General features: G+C 71.1%; 20 protein-coding genes. 11 read left to right on the top strand and 9 right to left on the bottom strand.

Annotated features, from left to right (window positions below; genetic code table 11):
• The first annotated feature begins 7 nt into the window (after positions 1 to 7).
• The 4 genes from IE275_RS27420 to IE275_RS27405 all read left to right on the top strand — a co-directional run bounded on the left by IE275_RS27420 (position 8) and on the right by IE275_RS27405 (position 4,768).
• Positions 8 to 1,774 carry an FAD-dependent oxidoreductase gene (locus tag IE275_RS27420; RefSeq protein WP_189714099.1) on the top strand — a complete coding sequence of 589 codons (1,767 nt, stop codon included), beginning with the start codon at positions 8 to 10 and terminating at the stop codon, positions 1,772 to 1,774.
• Between the two features lies 1 nt (position 1,775).
• On the top strand, positions 1,776 to 2,546 hold the full coding sequence (locus IE275_RS27415) for an alpha/beta hydrolase (protein WP_189714098.1): 771 nt from the start codon (positions 1,776 to 1,778) through the stop codon (positions 2,544 to 2,546).
• Between the two features lie 87 nt (positions 2,547 to 2,633).
• Positions 2,634 to 3,197 carry an NADPH-dependent FMN reductase gene (ssuE, locus tag IE275_RS27410; RefSeq protein WP_189714097.1) on the top strand — a complete coding sequence of 188 codons (564 nt, stop codon included), beginning with the start codon at positions 2,634 to 2,636 and terminating at the stop codon, positions 3,195 to 3,197.
• Positions 3,198 to 3,334: 137 nt separating this feature from the next.
• Positions 3,335 to 4,768 carry an MFS transporter gene (locus IE275_RS27405; protein ID WP_189714096.1) on the top strand — a complete coding sequence of 478 codons (1,434 nt, stop codon included), beginning with the start codon at positions 3,335 to 3,337 and terminating at the stop codon, positions 4,766 to 4,768.
• 90 nt (positions 4,769 to 4,858) lie between these two features.
• Here the strand turns inward: IE275_RS27405 and IE275_RS27400 are convergent, their stop codons facing one another.
• Positions 4,859 to 5,749: an NADP-dependent oxidoreductase gene (locus IE275_RS27400; RefSeq protein WP_189714095.1), complete on the bottom strand. Its 891-nt coding sequence runs from the start codon at positions 5,747 to 5,749 to the stop codon at positions 4,859 to 4,861.
• A gap of 122 nt (positions 5,750 to 5,871) precedes the next feature.
• Between IE275_RS27400 and IE275_RS27395 the strand changes: the two genes are divergently transcribed.
• The gene (locus IE275_RS27395) at positions 5,872 to 6,285 is read left to right on the top strand and encodes a winged helix-turn-helix transcriptional regulator (RefSeq protein WP_189714094.1); all 414 of its coding nucleotides are present in this window, start codon (positions 5,872 to 5,874) and stop codon (positions 6,283 to 6,285) included.
• Here IE275_RS27395 and IE275_RS27390 read toward each other — a convergent pair.
• From IE275_RS27390 to IE275_RS27370, 5 genes are all read right to left on the bottom strand, one after another.
• The gene (locus IE275_RS27390; protein WP_189714093.1) at positions 6,258 to 6,755 is read right to left on the bottom strand and encodes a MarR family winged helix-turn-helix transcriptional regulator; all 498 of its coding nucleotides are present in this window, start codon (positions 6,753 to 6,755) and stop codon (positions 6,258 to 6,260) included. The two genes, IE275_RS27395 and IE275_RS27390, sit on opposite strands and share 28 nt — an antisense overlap.
• Positions 6,756 to 6,821: 66 nt before the next feature.
• A complete protein-coding gene (locus IE275_RS27385) occupies positions 6,822 to 7,217 on the bottom strand; it encodes a hypothetical protein (protein ID WP_189714092.1) in 396 nt (131 codons plus the stop codon).
• 247 nt (positions 7,218 to 7,464) lie between these two features.
• Positions 7,465 to 9,072: a phospholipase D-like domain-containing protein gene (locus IE275_RS27380; RefSeq protein WP_229870615.1), complete on the bottom strand. Its 1,608-nt coding sequence runs from the start codon at positions 9,070 to 9,072 to the stop codon at positions 7,465 to 7,467.
• Between the two features lie 385 nt (positions 9,073 to 9,457).
• Entirely contained in the window at positions 9,458 to 10,978 is a 1,521-nt protein-coding gene (glpK, locus tag IE275_RS27375) for a glycerol kinase GlpK (RefSeq protein WP_189714091.1), read from the bottom strand.
• Positions 10,979 to 11,024: 46 nt separating this feature from the next.
• Positions 11,025 to 11,792: an IclR family transcriptional regulator gene (locus tag IE275_RS27370; protein WP_189714090.1), complete on the bottom strand. Its 768-nt coding sequence runs from the start codon at positions 11,790 to 11,792 to the stop codon at positions 11,025 to 11,027.
• 171 nt (positions 11,793 to 11,963) lie between these two features.
• Here IE275_RS27370 and IE275_RS27365 point away from each other — a divergent pair, with 171 nt between their 5' ends.
• Positions 11,964 to 12,410, top strand: a complete 447-nt coding sequence (locus tag IE275_RS27365) for an ATP-binding protein (protein ID WP_189714089.1) — start codon at positions 11,964 to 11,966, stop codon at positions 12,408 to 12,410.
• A gap of 64 nt (positions 12,411 to 12,474) precedes the next feature.
• Here the strand turns inward: IE275_RS27365 and IE275_RS27360 are convergent, their stop codons facing one another.
• Positions 12,475 to 13,368 (bottom strand): aminoglycoside phosphotransferase family protein, encoded by an 894-nt coding sequence (locus tag IE275_RS27360; RefSeq protein ID WP_189714088.1) that lies wholly within the window; start codon positions 13,366 to 13,368, stop codon positions 12,475 to 12,477.
• A 239-nt stretch (positions 13,369 to 13,607) separates the two neighbouring features.
• On the opposite strand from IE275_RS27360, the gene IE275_RS27355 reads away from it, so the two are divergent.
• The gene (locus tag IE275_RS27355; protein ID WP_189714087.1) at positions 13,608 to 14,450 is read left to right on the top strand and encodes an NAD(P)H-binding protein; all 843 of its coding nucleotides are present in this window, start codon (positions 13,608 to 13,610) and stop codon (positions 14,448 to 14,450) included.
• Positions 14,451 to 14,612: 162 nt separating this feature from the next.
• Positions 14,613 to 14,888: a hypothetical protein gene (locus IE275_RS27350; RefSeq protein ID WP_189714086.1), complete on the top strand. Its 276-nt coding sequence runs from the start codon at positions 14,613 to 14,615 to the stop codon at positions 14,886 to 14,888.
• A 100-nt stretch (positions 14,889 to 14,988) separates the two neighbouring features.
• Here IE275_RS27350 and IE275_RS27345 read toward each other — a convergent pair whose 3' ends face one another.
• Together IE275_RS27345 and IE275_RS27340 are read right to left on the bottom strand one after the other, a co-directional pair.
• Positions 14,989 to 15,819, bottom strand: a complete 831-nt coding sequence (locus tag IE275_RS27345; RefSeq protein ID WP_189714085.1) for an endonuclease/exonuclease/phosphatase family protein — start codon at positions 15,817 to 15,819, stop codon at positions 14,989 to 14,991.
• A gap of 106 nt (positions 15,820 to 15,925) precedes the next feature.
• Positions 15,926 to 17,434: a DUF4246 domain-containing protein gene (locus IE275_RS27340; RefSeq protein WP_189714084.1), complete on the bottom strand. Its 1,509-nt coding sequence runs from the start codon at positions 17,432 to 17,434 to the stop codon at positions 15,926 to 15,928.
• A 514-nt stretch (positions 17,435 to 17,948) separates the two neighbouring features.
• Here IE275_RS27340 and IE275_RS27335 point away from each other — a divergent pair.
• From IE275_RS27335 to IE275_RS27325, 3 genes are all read left to right on the top strand, one after another.
• Positions 17,949 to 18,449 (top strand): winged helix-turn-helix domain-containing protein, encoded by a 501-nt coding sequence (locus tag IE275_RS27335; protein WP_189714083.1) that lies wholly within the window; start codon positions 17,949 to 17,951, stop codon positions 18,447 to 18,449.
• A 12-nt stretch (positions 18,450 to 18,461) separates the two neighbouring features.
• Entirely contained in the window at positions 18,462 to 19,691 is a 1,230-nt protein-coding gene (locus IE275_RS27330) for an acyl-CoA dehydrogenase family protein (RefSeq protein ID WP_189714082.1), read from the top strand.
• A gap of 170 nt (positions 19,692 to 19,861) precedes the next feature.
• Complete coding sequence (locus IE275_RS27325) at positions 19,862 to 20,320, top strand: RrF2 family transcriptional regulator (RefSeq protein ID WP_189714081.1); 459 nt, start codon at positions 19,862 to 19,864, stop codon at positions 20,318 to 20,320.
• Positions 20,321 to 20,322 lie beyond the last annotated feature (2 nt).

Raw genomic sequence — 20,322 nt, 5'->3', positions numbered from 1 at the left:
CCACGCCATGACCGAACCGTCCCCGACGGGCGGACGAGACGTCCACACCGTCCGCTTCCCCACCACCGAACCGCCCGCGGCCGTCGATGTGCTGATCGTCGGCGCCGGGCCCGTGGGCCTGGCCGCGGCCGTGGAACTCACCGCCAGGGGCGTACGCACGGCCGTCGTCGACCGCGCCCACGCCGCCACCCTGGTGCGCGCCGGGGCCATGGGGCACACCCCGCGCGTCGTCGAGCACCTGCGTCGCTGGCAGCTGCTCCAGCGGGTCCGTGACGCCTGGACCTACCCGCCCGAATGGAACCGGGGCACCCGGCTGGTCACCTCCCTGGCCGGCCACGAGCTGGTACCCCAGCCCCGCCCCACGTTCACCGCCTGGCCCGACGGAGGCGACCGGCACAGCGTCGGCGAGGCCCTGCGCCGCCCGCAGACGGTGTTCCAGCGGGTGTTCCTGGACCGTCTCGCCGAGCTGGGCGTCCCCGTGGGCGGCGGCCGGGAACTGACGGCTCTGCGCGAGGGCCCCGACGGCGTCGACGCCGAGATCACGGACGTCCTCTCCGGTGCCTCCCGGACCGTTCGCGCCGCCTACGCCCTGGGCACCGACGGCGGCTCCAGCACCACCCGCCGCCTGGCGGGCATCGCCCGGCACGGCGAGCACGCCACGGAGAAGCGGCTGCGCCTGATCGTGCGCACCGGCGACATCTCCGCACGTGTGGGCGCGGCGCCGAGCGCCACCAACATCGTGTTCAACCACCGGGCGTCCGGCTTCCTGGCCGCCGTCAGCACCCGCGAGTGGCGGGTGTACGCGGGGCCGTACCCGCTCGGCCACGAGCCCGGCGAGAAGGAGCTGCTGGACGTCGCCCGGGCCGCCTTCGGGTTCGATCTCGACCTCGAACTGGTCTCCGCGACGACCTTCTACCACGCCACCCGGATCGCCGAGACCTTCCGCCGCGGCCGGGTGCTCCTCGCCGGCGACGCCGCTCACGTCCGCACGCCCGGAGGCAACCTGGGCGAGGGCATCGGGGATGTCGTCAACCTGGGCTGGAAGCTCGCCGCGGTCCTCGCCGGCCAGGCCCCCGACACCCTCCTCGACTCCTACGACGAGGAGCGCCGCCCGCACAACCGGCGGGTCGCCGACCACGCCCTGGAGCGGTCGCGGCGCGCCGAGGACACCCTCGCCGAGATCCGCGCGGGCGGTATCCCCGACGACACGGACCTGGGCCCCGAGGCGGCCCTGCGGCGCGCCGAGATCGGCGACCGGCTGGGCCGGGACCGCCTCGGCGGGGCGGGTGTCGCCCTCGACGAGCGCTACGACGCCTCGTCGGTGATCTGGTACGAGCCCGGCCAGTCCGGCTCCGAACGGCCTTGGCGCGCGGACGTCTACGAGGACGACCCGCGTCCCGGCCACCGCGCGCCCGACGGCCCGGTGGACCCGGCCGGCGGCACCTTGTACGACCGGCTCGGCCACTCCTTCGGGCTGCTCGTCCTCAGCGAGGACAGGACCGTCGAGCGGGCGCTCACCGAAGAGGCGGCCGCCCGTTCCCTGCCCTTCACGGTCGTCCATCTGACCGACCCCGCGGCCCGTGCCGTCTACGACAGCCCCAACGTACTGATCCGCCCTGACCAGCACGTCGCCTGGCGCGGGGCCCGGCTCCCCGAGGAGGGGGCCGGCGCCCTGCTCGACCATCTCCTCGGACAGGGGGCCGGGACCTCGACGGCCGCCGCCCGGCGCACCGCCCCTTCGTCCGCACCCGCACCGTCTTCGGCAGGAGTCTGACATGAGCGAGTACACCGACCACCACGGGCCCGAGGGCCTTCTCGTACGGGGCACGGTCGTCGTGGTGCCGGGCCGGGGCGAGACCCGGGCGACGTACCGGCGTCTGGGCAGCCGGCTCGCCGCCGACGCCTACCGGGTCCGGGTCGTGGACGCCCCCGACCTGGACGGCGATGACCCGGACAGCGTGCTGGACCGTTTCGCCGCACGGCTCGACGCGGCGGTGGAGGGCACCGCGGGCGAGAACGGGGTCGCCGAGCCCGTCGTGCTGGTGGGCGCGGACGCGGGCGCCGTGGCCGTCGCCGCGCTGCTGGCGCACCCGCAGGTCTCCCCCGCCCGTCCGCCGCACGCCGTGGTCCTCGCGGGCCTGCCCGGCCACGGAACCGTCCTCGGCGGGGGCGGCTGGGACGACGAACTCGACGCCCGCACGTCCTGCCCCACCCACCGGGGCACGCTCTCCCAGGACATCGAGGTGCGGCGCGGCCTGCTCGACGATCCCCTGCCCGAGGCGCTGTTGACGGCGGCGTACGGCGGCGGCGTCCCGGTGCCCGCCCTGCTGCTGGTCGGTGACGACGATCCGCTCGCGGACCGCGCCGCCCTGGGCCGGCTGGCGAAGGCGCTGCCCCAGGCCCGTCTCTCCGTGGTGCACGGTGCCCATCACGACGTCCTCAACGACCTTCAGCACCGCTCGGTGGCGGCGGAGGTGGTGACGTTCCTGGAGACCCTGCGCAACGATCTGCGGCCCCTGGTCGCGGTGGAGACGAGCGCGTGGTGAACCCTGCGCCCGCACATCCCTGACGGATCGTCATTGACGTCCCCCGACCTCCCTTCACCCGCCCTCCCCGATCCCGAAGGATCTGTCATGCCGTCCATCCTGTCCGTGTCCGGAAGTCCGTCCGCCACCTCGCGCACCACCGGCCTGCTGCGTCACCTCGACGACCGGTTCCGGCTCCAGGGCCACGACGTGACCGCCCTCGACGTGCGGACGCTCCCCGCCGACGCGCTGCTCGGGGCCGACTTCTCGCATCCGGCGATCGTCCGGGCGGCAGCCCTGTTCGAAGCGGCCGACGGGGTGGTGATCGGCACCCCGGTGTACAAGGCCGCGTACTCGGGTGTGCTGAAGGCGCTGCTCGACCTGCTCCCGCAGTACGCCCTGACCGGCAAGACGGTGCTGCCGCTGGCCACCGGCGGCAGCACCGCGCACGTCCTGGCCATCGACTACGCCCTGCGTCCGGTGCTGAGTTCGATGGGCGCCGCGCACATCGTGCCGGGCTGGTTCGTCCTCGACAAGGACATCTCCGTGGGCCCGGACGGTAGGGCGGTGGTGGCTCCGGCCTCGGCGGAGGCGCTGACGGGGGTCACGGACGCCTTCTCCGCCGCGCTGTCCGGCCGGCGGCGTACGGCCGCCCTCGCCTCGACCGCGTGACCCGGCTGCCGTCCCCGTCGTGACGCGTTCCGGTGTCCCGTCTCCTGTTGTGGCACGCGGTGGCGGGTGAGCCCTCTGAGGGACCGTGGCCTCAAATCACTTGACCGGCCCCCGGCCCATGCCCGACATTTATCTGCGTGACGCAGATATTGTATGACACAGATGAAACGAAGCGCTCGCCCGCCCATCCGCCCGCCCGCACCCGCTGGGCGATCCTCGGCGTCGTCCTCGCCGCCGATGTGCTGGACCTCCTCGACGGCACCATCACGAACATCGCGGCCCCGACCATCACCCGCGACCTCGGCGGTGGTCCCGCCCTCCTCCAGTGGCTCGGCGCGTCCTACGCCCTCGCGCTCGGCGTCCTGCTCGTCCTCGGCGGGCGGCTCGGCGACAAGTACGGCCGCCGCCGGCTCTTCCTGACCGGCCTCACCGGCTTCACCGCGGCCTCGGTCGCCTGCGGCCTCGCGCCGACGCCGGAAGTCCTCGTCGCCGCCCGCCTCGCCCAGGGCGCTTTCGGCGCGCTGGTCATTCCGCAGGGCTTCGGGATCCTCGGCGCGACCTGGCCACGGAACGAGATCGGCAAGGCGTACAGCCTGTTCGGGCCGGTGATGGGCCTGTCCGCCGTCGGCGGCCCGATCCTCGCCGGGCTCCTCATCGACGCCGACCCGGCAGGCCTCGGCTGGCGCGCGATGTTCCTCATCAACATCGTGCTCGGCGGCGCCGCGCTGCTCGCCGCCGCCCGGTTGCTCCCCCGCGACACCGGCGACCGTACGACCACCGTCGACGTTCCCGGTTCCGCCCTCCTCGGCGCCACCATGCTCGCCGCGCTCGCCGGCCTCATCGAGGGCGCGGCCCACGGCTGGACCGCGCTCCCTGTCCTTCTGCTGGTCGCCGGCCTCGCGCTCTTCGGGGCGTTCTGCCACCGTCAGCGCACCGCGTCCAGCCCCCTGATCCGGCCCTCTCTCCTGCACAACCGCGGCTTCACGTCGGGACTGCTCCTCGGCATCGTCTTCTTCGCGGCGGTGGCCGGACTCCTCTACGTCATCTCCCTCTTCCTCCAGCTGGGCCTCGGACGCTCCCCCGCGGGTGCCGCGACCGCCCTGATGCCCCTGTCGGCGGGCATCGTCATCGCCTCGATCGCCGGCTACCGCCTGATCGCCCGCCTGGGCCGCCGCCTCGTCCTCGTCGGCTTCCTCGTCACGCTCGCGGGGACCGCCCACCTCCTGACCCTGGTCGCCGTCTCCGGCACGGACACCGGAAGCTGGGCCCTGGTCCCCCCGCTCCTCGTCATCGGCCTGGGCATGGGTGCCTGTTTCGGCTCGCTCTACGACGTCACCGTCGGCGACATCGCACCCGAGGAGGCCGGCAGCGCGGGCGGCTCGCTCGGCGCGGTCCAGCAGCTCGCCAACGCGATCGGGGCCGCCGCCGTCACCGCCGTGTACTTCAGGACCGACGGCGGCGCGGACCGCGCCACCGTCGTGAGCCTCACCGTCGTCGCGGCCATCACGCTCCTGTGCTGCCCCCTCGTACGCCTGCTGCCGCTCAAGGCGCCGGAGGAGCAGCACCACTGAGACCTGTCCGGTCGATCACGGCGCGGCCGCGGGGGTGTGGTACCGACCCGGCACCCTCGGCCCGCTCCACCGTGACCGACCGGCCAGGCCCTACGGAACGAGGACGAGCCGGCCCCGCAGCCCGCCCTCCGCGAGCCGCGCGTGCGCCTTGACGACCTCGTCGAGCGCGTACGTCTCGGCGACCCGGGTCGTGAGCGCCCCTTCGTCGACCAGCGCCACCAGCTCCGAGAGCCGGGCGCCGTCGGCAGCGACCTCCACGGCACCGGTCCGCACGCCGCGCACGGACACCGGGTTGGCTCCCGGGATCACTCCCATGAAGGCACCCCCGTCCCGCACCCACTCCAGCGCGTCCTCGCCCAGGATCGCCGCGTCCAGCACCGCGTCCACGCTCACCGGAGCCACCCCGCCCGACACGAACCGGTCGGCACCCAGGGATCGTACGAGTTCCTCGTCCCCCTCCCGGGCCAGCGCGGTCACGTGCACGCCGAGCCGGGCGGCAAGCTGCACGGCGTATCCGCCGACCGCCCCCGCCGCCCCGGTGACCAGCAGACTCCGGCCCGGCTCCAGGCCCAGACCGTCCAGGGCCTGGGCCGCGGTCAGGGCGTTCAGCGGCAGGCTCGCCGCGTGCACCGCGTCGACCGAGCGGGGGGCCACGGCCACCGCACCGGCGTCGACCACCACCTGATCGGCATGCGTACCGAGAGGCTTGGCCGTCCCGTAGGCCAGTGCCACCACCTCGTCGCCCACACTCCACCCCGAGGCGACCCCGACGGCGTCCACGACCCCGGCCACGTCCCAGCCGAGCCCCAGCCGCTTCCCCGCGCCCCCGAACCCACCCGCGCGCACCCCGGCGTCCACGGGATTGAGCCCCGCGGCCGACACCTTGATCCGCACCTGCCGCGCCCCCGGCTCCGGCGACGCGACCTCGACGATCTCGACGGCTTCCGGACCACCGAACGACGACACAACCGCTGCACGCATCCCAGCTCACCCCATCAGTAGGTCATCCACGGGACTCTTTCCCGTTGCAACAACCCTAGGAAGAGTTACTATCCATGGGTAAGTAGGCACCTGAAGGTGCGTACCTCACCCGGAGGTGAGTCATGGCGACCACGACAGCGGCCCAACGGCGCCAACAGGCCCGTGTCGAGTACGACGCGTTCATCAAGAGCTGCCCCACCAACCAGCTCCTGGACCGCATCAGCGACAAGTGGGTCAGCCTGATCGTGAGCGCGCTCGCCGAGGCGGACGGACCGATGCGCTACAGCGACCTCGGCCGCAAGATCGCTGGCGTCAGCCCCAAGATGCTGACGCAGACACTGCGTTCACTGGAACGCGACGGCATCGTCTCCCGCACGGTGACCCCGTCCGTCCCGGTGCGCGTCGACTACGAACTCACTCGGCTGGGCGACAATCTCAGCTGCCTGCTCACCGCCGTCAAGGACTGGGCGGAGCACCACATCGAGGAGGTCGTCGAGGCACGCGAGCGCTACGACACCTCGTCCGAGGCCTCTTGAAAGTCCCCGGACCGCAACCGAGCGACCTGCTCGGCACTGAAGTCGACCGTGCGCCGCATGTGGCCGATGATCAGGGCGACCTCAGCGTCGTCGAGCCCCTCGAACAGGGCGTACCAGCCGCCGCCCAGTTGCTCCCACATCCGGCCGAACCCGGCGATCTTCTCCGGTACGGTCGCCACCAGCACCCGGCGCCGGTCGACCCGGTCGCGCTCCCGCACGACGTAGCCCGCCTTCTCCAGCCGGTCCACCAGCCGTGTCGCCGACCCGGTCGTCAGCCCCGTCATCTCGGCGATCCGCCCGATGGTCACCGGCCCCTTCTCCAGGCTGAGCAGATTCACGCACTGCACATCCGTCGGATGCAGCCCGACATGGTCGGCCAGTGCCTGGTTGAACAGCGCGTACGAGGCCATGTACCGCCGCGACACGACGGCCAGCTCCCCCAGCAGCCGCTCCCGCGCTTCCCCAGCCATACCGGTCCCTTCCCCTGCTCCCGCGCACATCGTACGTGCCACCGAAGCGAGGGCCCCGACGCCTGATCAGGCGGAGGCGAACGTCTCCTCGGGGGCGTCGTCGAGGACGAATCCGTTGTCGAGCCGGACGCGGACCGTGACGCGGAGCATCTGTCGCTGGTAGGCGACCCACTGCTCTTCCAAGGCCCCCACTTGCTCCTCCAGTTGCTTTCGGCTCGCCGGCGGCATCTGGTGGCCGAAGTCGTCGAGGAGCGACTTGAGGCGCAGGTACTCGCGGACCTCCCGGCTCTGCTGCCGGTGATGCTCGTCCACACGCTCGACGGTGCCCTCGACGCCTGCCGCCAGGGCCAGAGAGGCGGCGAAGACGCCCGTCTCCTGCGCGGGCTCCCCGGCCGGGATCACCGACCCGGCCAACCGGAGATCCGCCGCCAGCCGCACCCGTTGGCCCACGTTCAGCGTCATCGATCCTTCGTCTTCCTCGTCGGTCACCGGCGGTCCGGCACACAGGGCGTCGCCAGGCGTACCGGAGAGAACAGGATCATCCCACCCTCACGCCCGCGGTCCCGACACGTACGACGCCCTCGCCGACCCTCAAGGTCTCCAGCCCGAGTATGGGCACCAACCCGCACCGGGCCGTTTCGCCCTGCCGCTCCCCGCGACAAGCGCCCCGCCCCAGCAGGGCGGGGCGAGGTGGGGCGGGGCGGGGCCGTCAGCCCTGGCAGAGGCCGCGGGCGTAGTCGTACGTCGCGGTGGCCTGGGAGTACCGCCACTGCGGGTCCAGCAGGTCGCTCTTCAGCTGTCCGGCCGCGGCCGGGCTCTCGACGACGTACCCGAAGTCCTGCAGCCAGGACGGGTACAGATTCTTGGAGCCGATGTAGAAGGCCGATCCGTCGACCGAGACCAGCTTGTGGTGCTGGGCGTACGGCTTGCCGTCCGCCCATGTCGGCTGGTCGGAAGCGCGGAACGTGGCCAGCTGGAGGTTCTCGCACAGGGCGGTGCGCGCCCGGCCCGCGTCACCGGTCAGCGCCGTCACCCGGCCGCGCAGGGCGTCACTCACCTCGGAGAGCGACTTGATCTGCGAATAGCCGCCGCTGCCGATCGTGCCGCGGTTCGCCGGGTCGCTCACGACGATGCGGACCTTCACACCGGACACGAGCTTCGCGGCGAGGGCGTCGTAGAGGCGTACGTCGTAGCGGGGCAGTGGCGGGCAGGTGGCGTGGACGTCCTGCTGGGAGATCTCGATGTGCGAGGTCGCGCTGGAGACCAGGGCGCGCAGGGCGCTCTCCTCCGGGTTGACGGTGTCGTAGTCCCGGTCGGCGTTGGTGTGGTCGTGCACGCCGATCCCGCACTTGGTGTCGCCGGCCGTGGGCAGGACCGGGCGGAAGGACGAGGTGGGGTCGTTCTGGCGGATGCCCACACCGAGGCCGCCGACGGCGATCGCGGGCACGTCGCCCCCACCGTCCGGGGAGGCGGGGCGGGGCAGGGTGGGCATGCAGTCCGCTCCGGGCGAGGCGGCGAACCAGACCGAGCTCCAGTTGCTCTTGTTGCGACAGGTCCAGTCCCACAGGGAGTCCAGGTAGCGGCCCGCGGAGCCCGCGGCCGGCCCGGACAGCGCAAGGTCGACGTCGCTCACCGGGTGGGAGGTGTCGAGGTAGTCGTCCTTCCAGGAGTTGATGCCGCCGGTGATCACCGAACTGCCGTCCACCACGACGAGCTTGGAGTGGTTCCAGGAGAACGCGGTCTTCGAGGTGGTCATCGAGGCCACGTTGAGGGTGATGTTGCCCGCGGCGGCCGGGCCCAGCTTCGCGAGCAGCTCGTCGCGGTAGGACGACGGGATCACCGTGGAGTGGTAGATCGGCGCGGCGCCCACCATGACGCGCACCTTGAGCCGGTTGCCCTTCTGGGCGGATTCCTTGAGGCCGGCGACGATCGCCTCCTGGTAGCCGCCGTTGGGGAAGGGCGCCAGCGTCGATATGTCCACCGTTTGGCGGGCGCCGGCGATGTCCTGGCGCATCTTCTCCAGGAGACGGCGCGATCCGGGCCGGTCGGCGCACGTGGCGTCGCCCCAGCAGCCGGGGGTCTGGAGCAGCCAGTCGGCGCCGCCGGGCTCGGAGGAGCCGAGCCGGTTGCCGGAGGTGCGTTCCCAGACCGAGCCCTCCAGGCCGGGCGAGACCTGACGCAGGGTCTGCTCGACCACGTCCAGGTGCGGCGTGGGCGCATCCGCGGCGGACGCGGGGGCGGGGGCGGCGATGAGGGAGAAGCCGAGTGCGAGGGCCGAGGTGGAGACGAGGGCCGTCGTACGGACGGTGCGTGCCAATGTGGTTCCTTGACTGGGGGGTGGCTCCGGCCGGGGCGTGGTCGGTCACGCCTCCGATCTTGTTCAACACCCGCAAGTTACCAGCGCGTAACTATCTGTTCGCCCAGCGTGGGCGACTTCCGGCCACACGAGCCGAACTCCGCCGGCGGATACCGGAGCCGGTGCGCGATGACTGGAGGAGGTGGATCCGCGGTGACGCGTGGGCCCGCACTCCCTCCTGCGGTGCGCAATTGCGGGAAGCGCTCGCCCTGGAGCGGTGGGCGTGGACGCCTCCCACCGCCCGCACGGGTCGACGACCACGATCCCGCGCACCCCGGACCCCCGCCGCATCCCCGGCATCAATCAAGCCGTTGACCTGGAGAAATGTAGAATTCCGGCCGGAACGCTAGGGGCCGTTCGACGGTCTGATCCAGCCCAAGGACCGTTCGACGGCCCGTTGCCAGTTCTCGTACTCCGATGCCCGTCGCGTGGGGTCCATGTCCGGCAGCCATTGGGCCGCCCGGTGCCAGTTGCCGCGCAGCACCTCCAGGTCCGCCCAGTAGCCGGCGGCCAGCCCTGCGGCGTAGGCGGCGCCCAGGGAGACGGTCTCGGCCGCCATGGGCCGCACCACCGGCACGTCGAGGACGTCGGCCAGGATCTGCATGAGGAGGTTGTCGGACGTCATGCCACCGTCGACCTTCAGCTCTCGCAGAGTGAGCGAGGAGTCGGCGTTCATGGCGTCGACGACCTCCTTCGTCTGCCAGCCGGTGGATTCCAGCGCCGCCCTGGCCAGGTGCCCCTTGGTGATGTAAGAGGTCAGGCCGACGATGACACCGCGTGCGTCGCTGCGCCAGTGGGGTGCGAAGAGACCGGAGAACGCCGGGACGATGTAGCAGCCGCCGTTGTCCTCGACGGTCCGCGCGAGGGTCTCGATGCCCGGTGCACTGCTGATGAGTTCCAGCCGGTCGCGGAACCACTGGACCAGGGCGCCGGTGACGGCGATCGGGCCTTCCAGCGCGTAGACCGCGGGCTGCTCGTCGAGCTTGTAGGCGACGGTGGTGAGCAGTCCATTGCTGGACCGGACGACGTCGGTGCCGGTGTTGAGCAGCAGGAAGCTGCCGGTTCCGTAGGTGCACTTCGCCTCGCCCGGGGAGAAGCAGGTCTGCCCGAAGAGCGCGGCCTGCTGATCACCGAGGGCGGCCGTGATGGGCCTGCCGGGGAGCACCGAGCGGTCCTCGCCGTACCACTCCGCCGAGGACCGGATCTCGGGCAGGATCGCGTGCGGAATCCCGAAGAACCCCAGCAGTTCCTCGTCCCATGCGAGCGTGGCCATGTTCATGAGCATCGTGCGGCTGGCGTTGGTCACGTCGGTGATGTGGCGGCCTCCCGCCGTCCCCCCGGTGAGGTTCCAGATCAGCCAGGACTCCATGGTGCCGAACAGGATGTCGCCGTTCGCGGCCCGCTGTGTCAGTCCGGGCGTGTGGTCGAAGAGCCAGCGGATCCGTGGTGCGGAGAAGTAGGTCGAGGGCGCCAGGCCGCAGCGTTCCAGGAAGAACGCGTCGCCCGGGTCGCTGCGCAGGTCCTCGACGAGCGGGGCCGTCCGGGTGTCCTGCCAGACGATCGCCCTGCTCAGCGGGGTGCCGGTCCGGCGGTCCCAGAGGACGGTCGTCTCCCGCTGGTTCGCGATGCCCAGGGCGGAGACGGCCTCGGCGGCGACGCCGTCGCCCGCGCCGGACAGGGCCTCGGGCACGATGCGTCGCAGATTGCGCCAGATCTCCAGGGCGTCGTGCTCGACCCAGCCGGGCTTCGGGAAGAACTGCTGGTGCTCGCGCTGGGCCACGGACACCAGTCGCCCGCGGTGGTCGAAGAGGATGCACCGGGTGGAGGTGGTGCCCTGGTCGATGGACATCACATACCGTTCGACCATGATCCGGACCGCCTTCCGATGCGTGGAGATGCGCTGCCCGTGGGACCTACCAGCGGGCGGCTCCCAGGTTTCGTGAGATCGCCCGGGCGGTCTCACGGAGCAGGGTGAGCAGCTTGAGTTCCGGCCGGCCCCTGGCGTCGCAGATCCGCTCGACCGGGCCGGACACGCCGATGGCGCCCACCGCGAGGCCGCCGTGCCCCCTGATGGGCGCGGCGACGCCGGCTTCCCCCATGCTCATCTCCTGTACTTCGGCGCCCCAGCCGTTCTCCCGGATCTCGGCGAGGGCATGGGTCAGCTCGTCCGCACTGGCCAGGGTGTGCCGGGTGTACGCCTCCAGCCCGGCATCGACCGCCGAATCGAGGTTCGCGGTGCCGAACGCCAGCAGCACCTTTCCGAGCGAGGACGCGTGCAGGGGCAGCAGTGCACCCACGTCCAGGGTCTGGAGGGTGTCGTCCGGCCGGAAGACGTGGTGGATGACGAGCACTCTGCCTTCCAGGGGAGTGCCCAGGCGGACCGCTTCGCCGCTGCGGGCGGCCAGGGCGTCGGCCCAGTTGATCGAGTGCGATCGCAGTTCGTTCACATCGAGGTAGCTGGTGCCCAGATGCAGGAGGGCCGCCCCGAGCTGGTATTTTCCGGTCGCCGCGTCCTGCTCGACGAAATCCACGTGCTGGAGGGTGCGCAGGATGCCGTGGGTCGTCCCCTTCGCCAGCCCCAGCGAGACGGCCACTTCCCCGAGCCCGAGCCGACGGGGGCCCGCGGCGAGCAGGCGGAGGATTGCCGCCGCCCGTTCGATGGACTGGACGGGACCGGCCATACCGCGATTCTAGATCCGGCTTCCCCGTCCCACAGCGGCCATGGCAGGGCGGTTTCTCCCGATCTCGACTTGCGTTCGGTAATGCCGACCGACGTTTATTGACCGGTTACGTTCCACTTCATAGCGTGCGTCACGTCGGCACCCGCCGGCACCGTTCGTCGAGGAGGGCAGATGGCCGCCCAGCTCAACATCGTCGGCCCCAAGGCAGTCGATCGCCTCGGCGTCGACGCTGTCGATCATGTGTGCCCCGTGCCTCACGCCCCCGGGGCCGTTCCCGCCGTCCGCGGGCGGGTCCGCAACATACTCGCCGACTGGGGCCTGTCTCCCGACGCCGTCATGGACGCGCTCCTGGTGGTCTCGGAGCTCCTGACCAACGCACTGGTCCACGCCCTGCCACCGGCGACGCTGCGGTTGTCGTGGGTCCGCGTCGACGGACGTGGGGCCCTGCGCGTGGAAGTGACCGACGCCGGACCCGTTCTCGCCGGTGACGGGTGGGGAGCCTCGGACCCGGACGAACACGGCCGCGGCATCGACATCGTCACCGCGTTGGCTGCCCGCTGCGGCGTACGCGTAGGCACCGAGGGGATCACACGCTGGGCCGACCTTCCGGCGGTCTAGGGGGCGTCTCTTCGATCTTCGAGGGCTCGCCATGCCCGGCGGTCCCGTATCCCTCGGCTCGCACTCACTCCCGCCCCAGCAGCACCCTCGCCACGCGCGTCTGCTCCGCCGCCAGCCCGGGTTCACCGTCCTCCAGGTCCCAGAGGGAGTTCTGGAGCACCCGGGCGAGCGTCCAGGCGCGGGCGCGTTCCCGGTCGAGCCCGAGGGCGTCGGTGAGCAGGTCGAACCTCCACCGGATCTCGGCGGCGGCGGGGTCGAAGCGGTTGTCGAGCGCGGGCATCAGATCGAAGCCGGGGTCTCCGGCCAGCGGCTTGGGGTCGATGGCGAGCCAGGGCTCGCGGTCGCCGGCCAGCACGTTCTCGTAGTGCAGGTCCCAGTGGAGGAGCCGGTCCCCGGGCTCGCCGGCGACCTCCCGCACAGCCGCCGCACAGTCCGCGAGGAGCCGACGCTCGTCCTCGTCGCCGAGCAGTGGCAGGGCGTCCGGCACCTCGGCGAGCATGTCCGCCGCGACGTCCCCGAGCCCGCGCAGCCCCGCGGGCGCGGGCAGCGCGGTGAGCCGGGCCAGCAGTCCGGCGAGGAGCCGGACCGCCTCCCGCGGGTCCTCGACGGACGTCAGGTCGCGCGCCGGGTCCAAGCGCTCCAGCAGGATGGTGTTGGTGGCGGGGTCGTGCCGCAGAAGCCGTACGGCACCGGCGCCGTCCCAGGCCCGGAGAGCGACCGGTTCGCCCACGGTCTCCTCGTCGAGGACCTGGAGCTTGAGCACGGATTCCGCACCGTCCGGGCCGGTGACGGGCAGCGCGAGGGCGCTCCAGCCGTGCATCGGGGGGCCGCCGGGGGTCAGCTCCCAGCGGTCCAGGAATTCTCCGGCGAGGTCGGGAAGGGCCGTGGCGAAGGCCCTGCCGGCCTCCCCACCGTGCCGGGCGAGACGGTCGGCGAGTGCGTGCGGAACCTCGATCATGTCGACGAGCGTAGGCCCGGAGGGCTCGGCGGATTCCGTCACCGTCGTGGAGGCGACGTTCTGCCAGTACGTTCTGCCAGTACGGGGCCTCGGACGGCAGACGGCAGACGGCAGACGGCAGACGGCGTGGGACACGGCGGAGCGCGGGCCGGTCCCGGTGGAAAAGGGTTTGACGCCTCGTTCGCTGTTCGCAGATGGTGAGCCGGACGTTCGGAGCGGGCGGCATAAGGGAGTTGTGCATGATTGTCGTGTCGGCCGCCTCGGGGGCTTTCGGTCGGCTGGTCATCGACCGGCTGCTGGATCGGTGTCCCGTCGGCCGTGTCACAGCCGCGGTGCGCGATCCCGGCGGGGCCGCGGACCTCGCCGCCCGTGGGGTGACGGTCCGTCCCGGTGACTACGACGCGCCTCAGACGCTCCGTACGGCGTTCGAGGGAGCCGACCGGCTGCTGCTGATCTCCTCCCCCGAGCTGGACCCCTCCCGACGCGCCGCCCAGCACCGGGCAGCCGTCGACGCAGCCCTCGACGCCGGAGTCGGCTCGATCGTCTACACCAGTTTCCTGGGGGCCGACACCCAGGCCGACGGGGTCACCGCCGCTCACCACGCCACCGAGCGCACCCTGACGGCGAGCGGGCTGCCCCACACGCTGCTGCGCCACCCCTTCTACAGCGAGGCGTTCATCAACCCCGGTCTGCGCGACGCCGTCGCCTCGGGCGAGCTGACCGACGGCACGGGCGGGCGCGGTATCAATACCGCCCTGCGCAGCGATCTCGCCGAGGCCGCGGCCCGCGTCCTGACCGAGGACGGCCACCTCGGCCGCGCCTACGACTTCACCGGCGATCTGTGGACCTACGACCAGCTCGCCGACACGCTCAGCCGTCTCTACGGCAGACCCGTCGTGCGCCGGGACCGGTCCGGCCGGGCGCCCGGCGCCCAGGGCTGGTTGGAGGAGCAGGTCCGTGGTGGCGCGCTGGAGCGACAGACCGGCGATCTGCGGCGCGTCCTCGGTCACCCGGCCACCACCCTCGACGAGGCCGTCGCCGCCGTCCTCGCCCCGCACCTCTCGCCTGCCCCGCCTTCGTAAGGGCCGGCGTAGGCGCGGAACAGGAGTTCGGTGTCCCGGAGCACCGGGAGCACCGGGAGCACCGGGAGCACCAGGAGCCTCCCCCGGCGGTGCATCCAAGGCGTCGCAGCCGGCCGACCGCAGACGCCTATGGGCCCATCGGCTCAGCAAGGAGAAGAAGCCATGTTCGACCACTTCAGCGGACTACGCCCCGAGCAGGCCGCACGCTGGGTCGCCCTGGTCGAGCAGTGCCGGCCCGTCCTCGAGAATGACGGGATGGAGGCCGTTCAGGCCTTCCTGGCCGAGCGCGGTACGGGCACCATCGAAGCCATCGCCATCACCCGTGCGTTGCTCGGCAACGCGGAGACACCGCTTCGAGTCGCCATCGACATCGTCGCCACGAGTGCAGCTCGGCAACAAGTTCAGGGAAATGACCAGGCCGAGGTTGATGGCGCCTGATCAGACGGGCCGGGGCATGGCGTGACCTTCGGCAGGCCAGGTGCATGGCCGGTGCGCAAACCGTGGTGGGCATCAGCACGCGCATCTGGGATGGTTCGGTTCACTCCGACCGGATCAGCTGTGCCTGCACGCCGTAGTGGTCGGACAGGTAGGCCTGACGGCCGTCGTCCAGTGTCACCGTGTCCTGGAACACGAAGTCGGCGCCGCCGGTCAGTGTCTCGCCGGCTGCGGCCCGGACCAGTACGTGGTCCAGGGCGGGCGGCGACGGCCATCGAGGTGTGGGCCGGTAGGTCGGACGCGTGTCACCGGCGAGGATGTCGCGCAGCCCCGCCGTGGCGACGAAGTCGGCGAGGGCCTCCGAGTCGCGCGGGAGGTTCAGGTCACCGACCACGGCGACGGGCAGGGACGGGCCGATGTCCGCGATCAGTTCGGTGAGCCGGGCCAGTTCGGCCCGCGCGATCCGCGTGTACCGGTTCGTGGGTGACCAGTCGTCGTCGCGGTTGGCCGACAAGTGGGTGTTCACGACGACCAGTTCACCGTCCGGGGTGGTGACGGACGCCATCTGGGCACCCTTGCGCATGAGGAGTTCACCGCGCACCGGGCCCGTCATCGGGTACGGCACGAACCGCCACCGGCCGATCGGCCACCGGGACAACAGCACCAGGCCGCCCTTGAGCAGGCCCCTTCCCGAGTAGGCGAAGTGCCGGTATGCGGGAGCGGCACGGCGGATCAGCCGGGCGTTGCGGCGGAGCATGACTTCCTGGAGGCAGACGATGTCGTAGTCGGACTGCTGGAGCGCCGCGCCGAGGGCACGCAGCCGAGCCTGGACATCGCCGGTGAAGAGGGTGTTCATGGTCAGCAGTCGCAGGGCCTGCACGAACTTCTCACCTTCCGTCCGGTGGCCTGGCGGGCCGTGCGGAGAGCCGCTCACGGCGTTGATCGTAGTGCCATGCCCGCTGAAGGGCCCGAAGCCGTGGACGGACACTGCCGCGAGAGACCCTTGGCAGTCATGCGGGCGACAGGCTCCTGCCAGAAGTTCAGTGCTCGCAGAGGGAGAACTCTCGTTCATAGAGCTGCTCGTTGTGTTCGTCGACGAAGAACTTGCGTTCCTGCATGAGTTGTTCGCGGTAGTCCTTGGCCTGTTCAAGCGTCATGGTCGAGGTGTCGGACCATGGTTGCTGCGGTGGCACATCGGATGTCGAGACGATCTTCTCCGACGGGTCTACCAGGAAGAACGCGAGAATTTTGCGATGTCCCGGGCGGGTTTCGTCCATGAGACGGAATGGGCCGACGCGGTGCTGGAGGATGTTGGGGAACGCCAGACAGCGGCCCGCTGGGGTCGCTGCCGATCCCAGGATCTGATTCAGCGCGTCTTCGTCCTCCAGGCCGTAGACCTCACGCATGCCGTTGTCGTCACTCTGTTCGTACCGCGGGTCGTCGAGTGCCGCCCGGAAGCTCAGTCGGCTTTCGGTGATGTTCTCGCTGTCCCAGTAGTAGATGCCGGTCGAGACGATCCGCTCGTTCAACATCCCTTCGACATGCCAGGAACCGCCGGAGTACTCGGGCTTGTCCGGGGTGAGATGAATGGTGGCGAGCTTGACGATGACCTGGAGACGGCGACCGCGCAGGTCGACTCGGGCCGATTCATCGGGCAATTCCGGCGAGGTGAAGACCGGGGCGTCCGGGATGACCGGGCGGCGGTTCTCCCACCAGTCGTCCTGGGCCTCTTCCCAAGCACGGACGGCCTCCGCGTAGGCTCCGTCATCACCGTGGGAAGCTTTGTCCGGATACTCCGGCTCCGAGTCGTACCACCCGTAAGGATCGGCCTCGATCCGCAGGGGTCGCGGATGGCGCAGGTCGGTGAGCACGTTCTCCAGCAGCGGGCGGAATCGCGCGAACAAGTCCGGCAGGACGGAGGCCAGTTCGCGATGAGTCTCGGGGTGGACGTTGTTGACGTATGAACGGAAGACGACATCGCCGTCGTCACTGACGTCGACGTCCGTGGGCAGCCACTGGAATTTCTCCGAGAATTCGTACTTCGAGTAGCGGTCTGTCGGGTTCTGCCAGGCCCGCTCGGGCGCACCGCTCACCTCTCTCACCAGGCAGAAGAGTGAGGGATGAACCAGGTCCAGTACCTGGCCGTCGGATCCGGGATGCCAGTCCTGCTCCGCTTCGGGGACCTGTTCCAGAACCCGAACCGCTTCGCGCAGCCGGGATCGGAGCTTGTCGTCGACCAGTGTGTCCGACTGCCACACCCCGTCGACGGCGGACACCTCGACGCCGGTTCGTCCGTCCCGCAGCGCGACGTAATGCACGAGTTCGTCAAGTACGTAGCGAACTTGCGCCTCGGTGAGGCCCTGGGCGACCGCTTCCTGCATCCACCTGGCGACGATGTCGGCATCGTTCACCTTGTCGAACCATCCCGGCTTCGCTCGAATGTGTGAGCTGCACTGCATCATCTGAAGTTCCCTCAGCGTTCGCGGTGTCGCGAACGCTATGGAACGGGAAGCATGGAAGGGCAGCGGGAAAGCAAGCAGGCCAGTCAATTCTCTCGGTCCTCCCAGTCGGTGCGCGGTGGCGGGAAGCGTACTTCAGCACACTGACACCGCAGCCGCGCCCCTGTCGTCGCCGGTCCGGGAGCCAGGGCTTCGACAGCGCCGCCAGCAGCACGGCAGCACGGCACGGCACTGTGGGCGATCAGCGTGCAGTCGCCGGGCGTCGAGGCCCACGGCGCGGGTGCTGACGCCGAGCGGTCGACCGTGGCCTCGGGCCCACCCACGACACCGTTTCCCTAGTTTTCCTATCGAATTACTAGGAAAGCATTGACGGCCCGCCCGCCGGCCGCGCAGGATGATGTTCATGTCCCCCACGCAGCAACGACTCGTTCGTCGTCGGCATGTCGACTTTGGTCACGTCGTCAGCGCCGCCTGCTGTCGCGGATAGGGCACGCGGCGCACCACGTTGCGCGTGCCGCTCCGCTCCTTCTCTTCTCACCCAGGTGGTCAGGCGAACCCGCCCAGGGCGCCTGACGGCCCGAAGCATCCCTGAAGGACGACCGCGATGACCACGGCACCACCGGCCCAGGCCACTCCATCGGCTTCGCCGCTCCCCGACGTGCACGGTCCGCGCCTCGTGGGCGACACCGCGCAGGACGGCGACGAGGGAGACGGTCACGTACCCCTCGTCGGCCGGCTCGTGCGTGTCCCCGAGGGCACCAACCCTGCACGGCGGACGGGCGGCGGTGCCATCCGCATCGATTCCGCGCGGCATGCCGCGAAAGTCGACGGACACGAACTCGATCTCACCTACCTGGAGTTCGGGCTGCTGGCCCATCTCGTTCTGCATCCCCACCAGGTGCATTCGCGCGAGCGGCTGATGGCCGCCGTCTGGGGCTACGACCACATCGGCGACGGCCGCACCGTCGATGTCCACATCTCGCGGCTGCGCCACAAGCTGGGCAGGGCACACCGGACCCGGATCGTCACCGTACGACGGGTGGGCTACAAGTACGTGCCCGACCAGCAGGAGAACCTCACCACCCCGCCGTGCCGCCGACCTTGAGGAGTCACCGCCATGGACGTTGCCATCGCGCCGTCCGGACCCGCCGCGGAATCCGCCCTGCACGGGCCCGGCCATGCGCACTGGCTGCGCGTGGCCCGCGAGACGGCGGACGATCTGGCGACCGACGCCGCGGCCAGGGAGCAGGCGGGCAAGGTCCCGTTCGACGAGGTGTCCCGACTGCGTGAGGCGGGACTGCTGACGCTCCTCGTACCGGCCGGCCTCGGGGGAGGCGGCGCGGACTGGCCCACGGCCTACTCCGTCGTCCGGAAGATCGCCGCCGCCGACGGGGCGATCGGTCAACTGCTCGGCTGTCACTACTTCCTGTCGTGGAGCGCCCGGTTCCTGAGCAAGCCCGCCCTCGCCACTCAGGTCGAGCGGAGGTCCGCGGCGGAGCAGTGGTGCTGGGGCGGTGGTTTCGCGCACCAGGAACTGCCCCTGGCCCTGTCCAGGAAGACCAGGGGCTATGTCCTCGACGGCCGGCAGAGCTACACCACCGGGGTCCTGGTCGCCGACCGCCTCGCCGTGCGGGCCCGGCGGGCCGACACCGGTGAACCATTCGCCGTCACCGTCGATCCCACCCATCACGGCGTGCGGATCGAGGGCGATGCCGACACCTTCGGCCAGCGGCTCGCGGCCGGTGGCAGCGTGGAGTTCGACTCCGTGCCGGTCGCCGCCCGCGACATACTCGGCTCCCTCTCCGCGGACGAGGACGTCCTGTCGCCCCTGGCCGCTCTCACCTCGCCGGTCGGCCGTCTCCTCTCCGTCCAGATCCTTCTCGGCATGACCGAGGGAGTGCTCGCCGAAGCCCGCGAGTACAGCCGGGCGGGGCACTCGCCCCGGCACACCGCCTGGCCGGCCGGCTCTCCCCAGGACCCGCAGATGCTGACCGCCTACGGAGAACTCACCGTCCTCGCCCGCTCCGCCTCCGCGCTCACCGGGCAGGCGCTGGAAGCCGTGCACGGCGGACTGTCCCGCGGCGAAGACCTCGCCTACGACGAGTACGCGGAGATCTCGGTCCTGGTGACCATGGCCGAAGCCGCCGCCTCGAAGGCCGCGACGGAATCGACCACCCGCGCCCTCGACATCCTCGGCCCCCGCTCCGCGTCCTCGCGGCTGGGCTTCGACCGCTTCTGGCGCAACGCCCGGACCCATAGCCTGTACGAGCCCGTCGCCCACCGGCTCCGCGACGTCGGGGACTACTTCCTCAACGGCGCGCACCCTCCGTTCGTCCTGCCCGTCTGACCGGATGCCGCAGGAACACCGGATCAGCGAGCACCGTCCCCACGAGCGTCGACGGCACACCCAGCCACGTCGTCGAGGGCGACGACGCCCCCTGAACGCCCGCCGCGACCGGGGCGCTTCGACCGCCCGGCGGGGACACCCCGACCGAAGCAGTACGGGATAATGCGCACATGCGGATCTCAGCCAGGGCCGACTACGCGGTACGTGCCGCGCTACTGCTCGCCGCGTCACGGGACGACGGGCCGTTGAAGGCCGAGGCCATCGCCGACGCCCAGGACATCCCCCACAAATTCCTCGAAAGCATTCTGAACGACATGCGCCGGGGCGGTCTCGTCCTCAGCCAGCGCGGAGGCAACGGCGGCTACCGGCTGGCCAAGCCCGCCGAGTCCATCAGCATCGCCGACGTCATACGCACCGTGGACGGGCCGCTCGTCTCGGTGCGCGGGGTCCGCCCCCCGGACCTGTCCTACACCGGCCCCGCCGAATCGCTGCTCCCCCTGTGGATCGCACTGCGGTCCAACGTGCGCGAGATTCTCGAGGGCTCGTCGCTGGCCGACGTGGCGTCGGCCCAACTACCCCCTGACGTGGCCGCGTTGACCAACGCTCCGAGCGCCTGGGTGAACCCCTGACA

Origin of the sequence: Streptomyces phaeofaciens (genome assembly GCF_014648915.1) — a bacterium.
Lineage (GTDB): Bacteria > Actinomycetota > Actinomycetes > Streptomycetales > Streptomycetaceae > Streptomyces > Streptomyces phaeofaciens.
The sequence above is the reverse complement of the archived record's forward strand: the minus strand, read 5'-3'. Positions and strand labels throughout refer to the sequence as shown.

What these genes read in the sequence shown, in the direction of transcription:
- IE275_RS27420 (WP_189714099.1), top strand. Translation starts at nt 8, where the DNA reads ATGACCGAACCGTCCCCGACGGGCGGACGAGACGTCCACACCGTCCGC.
- IE275_RS27415 (WP_189714098.1), top strand. Translation starts at nt 1,776, where the DNA reads ATGAGCGAGTACACCGACCACCACGGGCCCGAGGGCCTTCTCGTACGG.
- ssuE (WP_189714097.1), top strand. Translation starts at nt 2,634, where the DNA reads ATGCCGTCCATCCTGTCCGTGTCCGGAAGTCCGTCCGCCACCTCGCGC.
- IE275_RS27400 (WP_189714095.1), bottom strand. Translation starts at nt 5,749, where the DNA reads ATGCGTGCAGCGGTTGTGTCGTCGTTCGGTGGTCCGGAAGCCGTCGAG.
- IE275_RS27395 (WP_189714094.1), top strand. Translation starts at nt 5,872, where the DNA reads ATGGCGACCACGACAGCGGCCCAACGGCGCCAACAGGCCCGTGTCGAG.
- IE275_RS27390 (WP_189714093.1), bottom strand. Translation starts at nt 6,755, where the DNA reads ATGGCTGGGGAAGCGCGGGAGCGGCTGCTGGGGGAGCTGGCCGTCGTG.
- IE275_RS27385 (WP_189714092.1), bottom strand. Translation starts at nt 7,217, where the DNA reads ATGACGCTGAACGTGGGCCAACGGGTGCGGCTGGCGGCGGATCTCCGG.
- glpK (WP_189714091.1), bottom strand. Translation starts at nt 10,978, where the DNA reads ATGGTCGAACGGTATGTGATGTCCATCGACCAGGGCACCACCTCCACC.
- IE275_RS27370 (WP_189714090.1), bottom strand. Translation starts at nt 11,792, where the DNA reads ATGGCCGGTCCCGTCCAGTCCATCGAACGGGCGGCGGCAATCCTCCGC.
- IE275_RS27365 (WP_189714089.1), top strand. Translation starts at nt 11,964, where the DNA reads ATGGCCGCCCAGCTCAACATCGTCGGCCCCAAGGCAGTCGATCGCCTC.
- IE275_RS27360 (WP_189714088.1), bottom strand. Translation starts at nt 13,368, where the DNA reads ATGATCGAGGTTCCGCACGCACTCGCCGACCGTCTCGCCCGGCACGGT.
- IE275_RS27355 (WP_189714087.1), top strand. Translation starts at nt 13,608, where the DNA reads ATGATTGTCGTGTCGGCCGCCTCGGGGGCTTTCGGTCGGCTGGTCATC.
- IE275_RS27350 (WP_189714086.1), top strand. Translation starts at nt 14,613, where the DNA reads ATGTTCGACCACTTCAGCGGACTACGCCCCGAGCAGGCCGCACGCTGG.
- IE275_RS27335 (WP_189714083.1), top strand. Translation starts at nt 17,949, where the DNA reads ATGACCACGGCACCACCGGCCCAGGCCACTCCATCGGCTTCGCCGCTC.
- IE275_RS27330 (WP_189714082.1), top strand. Translation starts at nt 18,462, where the DNA reads ATGGACGTTGCCATCGCGCCGTCCGGACCCGCCGCGGAATCCGCCCTG.
- IE275_RS27325 (WP_189714081.1), top strand. Translation starts at nt 19,862, where the DNA reads ATGCGGATCTCAGCCAGGGCCGACTACGCGGTACGTGCCGCGCTACTG.